Origin of the sequence: Cellulomonas pasadenensis (assembly GCF_047229365.1) — a bacterium.
Taxonomy (GTDB): Bacteria; Actinomycetota; Actinomycetes; order Actinomycetales; family Cellulomonadaceae; genus Cellulomonas.
Window position 1 is genome coordinate 1 of record NZ_JBFTEP010000179.1, and the last position, 5,894, is coordinate 5,894.

The window sequence follows — 5,894 nt, forward strand, 5'->3', positions numbered from 1 at the left end:
CCCCCCCCCCCCCCCCCCCCCCCCCCCCCTTTTACACGACTAAGCCGGAATACGCGATCGGCGTATGTGTCTCGTGGGCTGGGATTTGTGTTTATCTGACCGGCGGGGGAGCGCAGGTGCGCCACGACGGCCCGGGCCGCGGCCGGGTGGGGCGCGTCCGGCAGGGCGAGGGCGAGGTAGTCGGTGGCGACCCGGTGCTCCGCGGGGACGTCGAGGCCCTCGACGTCCGGGCCGGCCGCCAGCACGTCGGTGCGGTACACGAGCGCGGCGTCGACCTCGCCGAGGCGCACCTTGGTGAGCGTCGCGCGCGCGTCCTGCTCGAGGGTGTCGGGCGCGGCGGTGACCCCCGCGGACGCCAGGACCTGCGCCGCGACGGCGCCGCAGGGCACCGACGGGTCGCACAGCGCGACCGTCAGGTCCGGGTCGGCGAGGTCCGGCAGGCCCGTGACGCCTGCGGGGTTCCCGGCGGGGACCGCGATCTGCAGCGTGTTGCGCGCGACCACGACCGGTGCGCCCCCGAGCGCGTCGGTCACCGTGGCCATCGTGGTGCCGCTGGCCGTGACGAGGACGTCCGCGGGCGCGCCGGCGACGACCTGCGCGGCGAGCGTCGAGCTCGCGCCCAGGCTCGTGCGGACCTCCAGGCCGGGGTGCTCGGCCTCGAGGTCCGCGGCGACGGTCGCCAGGACGTCGGTGAGGGACGCCGCGGCCAGGACGACCACGGGGCCGGCCGGACCCGCGTCGGTGCGCGCCGGCGCGACCCCCGCCCCCGGCCCGGCGCACGCCGCGAGGGCCGCGACGAGGGCGGCGGCCGCACCCACGGCCCGCAGGCGCCCGGGCGTCACGGGCGCTCCACGTGCTCGACGGCCACGTTCGTCGCCTTGACCGACGCCACGGCGACGACACCCGGCTCGAGCCCGAGCTCGTCGGCGGCCTCGCGGCTGATGAGCGACACGACGCGGAACGGGCCGGCCTGGATCTCGACCTGCGCCATGACGCCGTCGCGCACCACGCGCGTGACGATGCCGCGCAGCCGGTTGCGCACCGAGCGGCGGGCACGGTCGGGGTCGGCGGCGGTCTGCTCCTCGGCCAGCTCCTGCGCCAGGCGGGCGAGGTCGACGCCGTCGACCTCGTGCCGGCCGGACGGGGTCCGGGTCGAGACCAGCCGCCCGGCGTCGATCCAGCGACGCACCGTGTCGTCGCTCACGCCCAGCAGGGCCGCGGCCTCGCCCACGCGGTATCGCACGGCCGCAGTCTAGGGTGCGCGCCGCACCTGCGGCGGCAGCATCGTCAGGACGCCGCACCTGCGGCGCACCAGTTCGGCACGCGCCCGCGACGTGCGCCGGCACGGCCGGGTCCTCGGGGATCGCCCGTGCGTCGGCGCGCGACGCGTGTGTACTGTCGTACACATCGACGTCGCCGCCTGCCCGGCGGCCGAGCCACGCGCACGCCACCACCCGCCGGAGCCCCGATGCCCGTCCCCAGCACCGCCTCGCTCGCGCCCCGCGTCCGCCGGGCGCGCGCCGCGGTGGCCACCGTCTTCTTCGTGAACGCCGTGCTCTACGCCAACCTCGTCCCGCGCCTGCCCGAGGTGAAGGACCGGCTCGACCTCGGCAACGCCGCGTTCGGCGCAGCGATCGCCGCGATGCCCGTCGGCGCGCTGCTGTCCGGCCTGCTCGCGCCCGCGCTGATCCAGCGGCTCGGCTCGGCTCGCGTCGCCTCGTTCGGTCTCGTCGGGCTCGCGGCCGCGGTCGCCGGCGTGCCGCTCGCCGGCGCGTGGGTGGTGCTCGCCGCCCTGCTGCTCGTCGCGGGCGCCCTCGACGCCGTCGTCGACGTCGCGCAGAACGCGCACGGGTTCCGGGTCCAGCGTGCCTACGGGCGCTCGATCGTCAACGCCTTCCACGGGCTGTGGAGCGTCGGTGCGGTCGTCGGCGGCCTGCTCGGCGCCGCCGCCGCCGGGCTCGCCGTCCCCCTCGGCACGCACCTGGCCGTCTCCGCCGTCGTGTTCGGCGTGGTCGCCGTCGTGGCGTACCGCTTCCTGCTGCCCGGCCCGGAGGACGCGGAGCGCACGGCGCCCGCCGACGCCGCCGACGCCGCCCCGGTGCGGCTGCGGCGCGTCGGCGGGCGGACCGTCCTGCTGCTCGCCGCGCTCGGGGTGCTGGCCGCCTGCGGGGCGTTCGTCGAGGACGCGGGCTCGTCGTGGGGCGCGCTCTACCTGCGCGAGCAGGTCGGCGCGGACGCCGCGACCGCGGGGCTGGCGTTCGTGGCGCTCCAGGTCGCCATGACCGTCGGGCGGCTCACGGGCGACCGCGTCGTCGACCGTCACGGCCAGCGCCGGGTCGCACGTGTCGGCGGGGTCCTCGTGGCCGTCGGGTTCGGCCTCGCGCTCGCGCTGCCGTCGGTCGGCACGACGCTCGTCGGGTTCGCGCTCGCCGGGCTCGGCGTCGCGACGCTCGTGCCCGCCGTGATGCACACCGCCGACGAGCTGCCGGGCCTGCCGCACGGCGTCGGGCTGACGGTGGTCAGCTGGCTGCTGCGCGTGGGCTTCCTCGTGTCGCCCACCGTCGTGGGCGTCGTCGCCGACGCGTCGAGCCTGCGCGTCGCGCTGCTGGGCGTCGTCGTGGCCGGTGTCGCGATGCTCGTCGTCGGGCGCGTGCTGCTCACGGCGGCCGCTCCCGCCGACGACGCGGGGCAGGAGGCCCCGGCCGCGGCCGGCGGTCCCGTGCCGTCGTCGCCGCCGGCGGGCTGAGCGTGCGCGGCGCGGCGTCGTCGCGTGCGTGCGCGCCTAGGCTGACGGCGTGACCGTGCGCGACACCTCCCGCCTCACCGCGCCCGCGCGTCGCGTCGTCGCCGCCGACGTCACGACGGGACCGGTCGACGTGGACGCCCTGGCCGCCGCCGTCGCCGACGCGGCCGCCGGCGCGGTCGTCACGTTCGGCGGCGTGGTCCGCGACCACGACCACGGCCGCGCCGTCACCGCGATCGAGTACGTCGCGCACCCCGACGCCGGTGCGGTCCTCGCGCGGGTCGTGGCGGACGTCGCCGGCCGCAGCCCCGTCGACGCCGTGGCCGTCGTGCACCGCGTCGGCCCGCTGGGCGTCGGCGAGGCGGCCCTCGGCGTGGCGGTGAGCGCCGCGCACCGGCAGGAGGCGTTCGCGGTCGCCGCGCTGCTCGTCGACGAGGTCAAGGAGCACCTGCCCGTGTGGAAGCGCCAGGTGTTCGACGACGGCACGCACGAGTGGGTCAACTGCGCCTGAGCAGCCCCCGGTCGGCCGTCCACCCCGGCGGCCGGCCGCGACGGACGGGCGTCAGCCGCCCGCGAACGGCGGCAGCACGTCGACGACCGTCGCGTCGCCCAGCCGCTCGTCGCGCCCGCGGTGCAGCGTCCCGTCGACGAGCAGCGCGCACACCGCGAGGACGTCGCGCAGGCGCGAGCCGTGCCGGTCCGCGAGGGCGTCCACGCACGACCCGACCGTCGCGTCGGCGGGCAGCGCGACGCGCTCCTCGGCGACGCCCGCGGCCTCGTGCGCGGCGGCGAAGTAGCGGACCGTGACGGTCCGCGGAGCGCCCGCGCGGGCACCGGCCGGGGACCCGCCGGGGTCGGTGGTGGTCACGTCAGCCTCCGATGGCGCTCATGGTCCGTGCGGGCTGCAGGAAGCCCACGTCGTCGATTCCGTGCCCGGGCTTCTTGCCCCACATGGCCGCGCGCCACGCGTCCGCGACGGTCGCGTCGTCGGCGCCGCCGCGCAGCAGGGCGCGCAGGTCGCTCTCCTCGCGCGCGAACAGGCAGCTGCGCACCTGGCCGTCGGCGGTCAGGCGCGTGCGGTCGCACGCGCCGCAGAACGGGCGGGTCACCGACCCGATCACCCCGACGGTCGCGCCGGGGCGCCCGCGGACCGTCCACGTCTCCGCCGGCGCGGCACCGCGGGCGGCCGCCGGCTCGGGCACCAGGTCGAACGCCGCCGTCAGAGCGTCGAGGATCTCGCCCGCCGTGACGAGGCCGGCACGGTCCCACGAGCCCGCCGGGCCCAGCGGCATCTGCTCGATGAACCGCAGGTGGTAGCCGTGCTCGAGCGCCCACGCGAGCAGCGGCACCGCCTCGTCGTCGTTCACGCCCCGCACGAGCACGGCGTTGACCTTGACCGGGCCGAGCCCGGCGTCCCGCGCCGCGCGCAGGCCCGCCAGCACGTCGGGCAGCCGGTCGCGGCGCGTGATCGCGGCGAACCGCTCGCGGTCGAGCGAGTCCAGCGACACGTTCACGCGGCCCAGGCCGGCGGCCGCCAGGGCGGCGGCGCGCTTGTCCAGGCCCAGCGCGTTGGTCGTCAGCGCCGTGCCGACGGGTGTGCCGTCGGCCGTGCGCAGCGCGGCGGTCGCGGCGACGACGTGCTCGAGCCCGCGGCGCAGCAGCGGCTCCCCGCCCGTGAAGCGGACCTCGCGCACGCCGAGGTGCTCGACCGCCACCCGCACGAGACGGACCACCTCGTCGTCCGTGAGCACCGTCTCGTCCGGGGCCCACGGCAGGCCCTCGGCCGGCATGCAGTACGTGCAGCGCAGGTTGCACCGGTCGGTGAGGGAGACGCGCAGGTCGGTGGCGACCCGCCCCCAGCGGTCCACCAGGCCCTCGCCGCGCAGCCGGGCGCCGGTGCGTCGCGCGGCCGGGGGCACGGCCGGTGCGGCGGGCGCGGGCCCGATCGCCACCGGGACCGCCGCACGGGACGTCACGGGCTCCATCGGGCCGACTATACGGACGCCCCGCGCCGGGGGCCCACGGCGCCCGCCGCGCGGGGGCGGCGCTAGGTTGGCCGCATGCCCGACGCGACCGCCCCCGCCGCCGTCGTGCCCGCGCGTCCCCTGCGCACGCTCGACGAGCACGCGGCGGCGGTGCTCGCGCTCGGCGCGCCGCTGCCCGTGCACCGCGTGCCGCTGGCCGAGGCGCGGGGCCGGGCGCTCGCGGCCGACGTCGTCTCCGCGGTCGACCTGCCGCCGTGGGACGGGTCCGCGATGGACGGGTACGCCCTGCGCGCGGCGGACCTGCACGCCGGCGCCGTGCTCGACGTCGCCGACGACGTGCCCGCGGGGGACACCCGGACCGTGTCCGTCGCGCCCGGCACCGCGGTGCGGATCATGACGGGCGCGCCCGTGCCGGCGGGCGCGGACACCGTCGTCCCGGTCGAGCGGACCGACGGGCGCACCGACCGCGTCACGTTCCACGACGCGGTGCCTGCCGGCGCCCACGTGCGGCGGCGCGGCGAGGACGTGCGGGCCGGGGACGTGGTGCTGCGCGCCGGCGAGGTGCTCGGACCCGCGGCGGTCGGCCTCCTCGCCGCCACCGGGCACGTCGACGTGCCCGTGCACGCGCGCCCGCGCGTCGCGGTCGTCTCCACCGGCAGCGAGCTCGTCACGGGCGGCGGCGCCCTGGCGCACGGGCAGATCCACGAGTCCAACGGCGCCCAGCTCGCGGCCGCGGCGGCCGCCGCCGGCGCCGACGTCGTCGACGTGCGCGTGCTGCCCGACGACGTGCCCGACGTGCTGCGGGTCCTCGACGAGCTCGGCGCGCGCGCCGACGTCGTCGTCACGACCGGCGGCGTCTCGGTCGGGGCCTACGACGTGGTCCGCGACGCGCTCGTCGCCGGGGGCCACGGCGAGCTCGTGCACGTCGCGATGCAGCCGGGCAAGCCGCAGGGCGTCGGCCGGCTGCCGTCCGGCACGCCCGTGCTGAGCCTGCCCGGCAACCCCGTGAGCGCGCACGTCTCGTTCGAGGTGTTCGTGCGCCCGCTGCTGCGCCGCCTTCTCGGCGCCCGCGACGTGCACCGCCGGCGGCTGCGCGCGACGCTCGCGACGGACGTGACGTCGCCGCCCGGGCGGCGCCAGCTGCTGCGCGCGCGGCTCGACTGGAC

The 5,894-nt window shown here is 78.7% G+C and carries 7 protein-coding genes; 3 read left to right on the forward strand and 4 right to left on the reverse strand.

Annotated elements, in window-relative coordinates:
- A partial coding sequence (gene modA / locus AB6N23_RS16865; protein ID WP_412867143.1) for a molybdate ABC transporter substrate-binding protein occupies positions 1-842 on the reverse strand: 842 nt, incomplete at its 3' end.
- Positions 839-1,243 (reverse strand): TOBE domain-containing protein, encoded by a 405-nt coding sequence (locus AB6N23_RS16870; RefSeq protein WP_412867144.1) that lies wholly within the window; start codon positions 1,241-1,243, stop codon positions 839-841. The genes AB6N23_RS16870 and modA, both read right to left, overlap by 4 nt.
- A gap of 225 nt (positions 1,244-1,468) precedes the next feature.
- Between AB6N23_RS16870 and AB6N23_RS16875 the strand changes: the two genes are divergently transcribed.
- Together AB6N23_RS16875 and AB6N23_RS16880 are read left to right on the forward strand one after the other, a co-directional pair.
- On the forward strand, positions 1,469-2,746 hold the full coding sequence (locus AB6N23_RS16875) for an MFS transporter (protein WP_412867145.1): 1,278 nt from the start codon (positions 1,469-1,471) through the stop codon (positions 2,744-2,746).
- 49 nt (positions 2,747-2,795) lie between these two features.
- Positions 2,796-3,254, forward strand: coding sequence for a molybdenum cofactor biosynthesis protein MoaE (locus AB6N23_RS16880; protein ID WP_412867146.1), 459 nt, complete (start codon positions 2,796-2,798; stop codon positions 3,252-3,254).
- 51 nt (positions 3,255-3,305) lie between these two features.
- Here AB6N23_RS16880 and AB6N23_RS16885 read toward each other — a convergent pair whose 3' ends face one another.
- Positions 3,306-3,611, reverse strand: a complete 306-nt coding sequence (locus AB6N23_RS16885) for a MoaD/ThiS family protein (protein WP_412867147.1) — start codon at positions 3,609-3,611, stop codon at positions 3,306-3,308.
- 1 nt (position 3,612) lies between these two features.
- Positions 3,613-4,728 carry a GTP 3',8-cyclase MoaA gene (gene moaA / locus AB6N23_RS16890; protein WP_412867148.1) on the reverse strand — a complete coding sequence of 372 codons (1,116 nt, stop codon included), beginning with the start codon at positions 4,726-4,728 and terminating at the stop codon, positions 3,613-3,615.
- Positions 4,729-4,803: 75 nt separating this feature from the next.
- Between moaA and AB6N23_RS16895 the strand changes: the two genes are divergently transcribed.
- On the forward strand, positions 4,804-5,894 hold a 1,091-nt coding region (locus AB6N23_RS16895; protein WP_412867149.1), incomplete at its 3' end, for a molybdopterin molybdotransferase MoeA.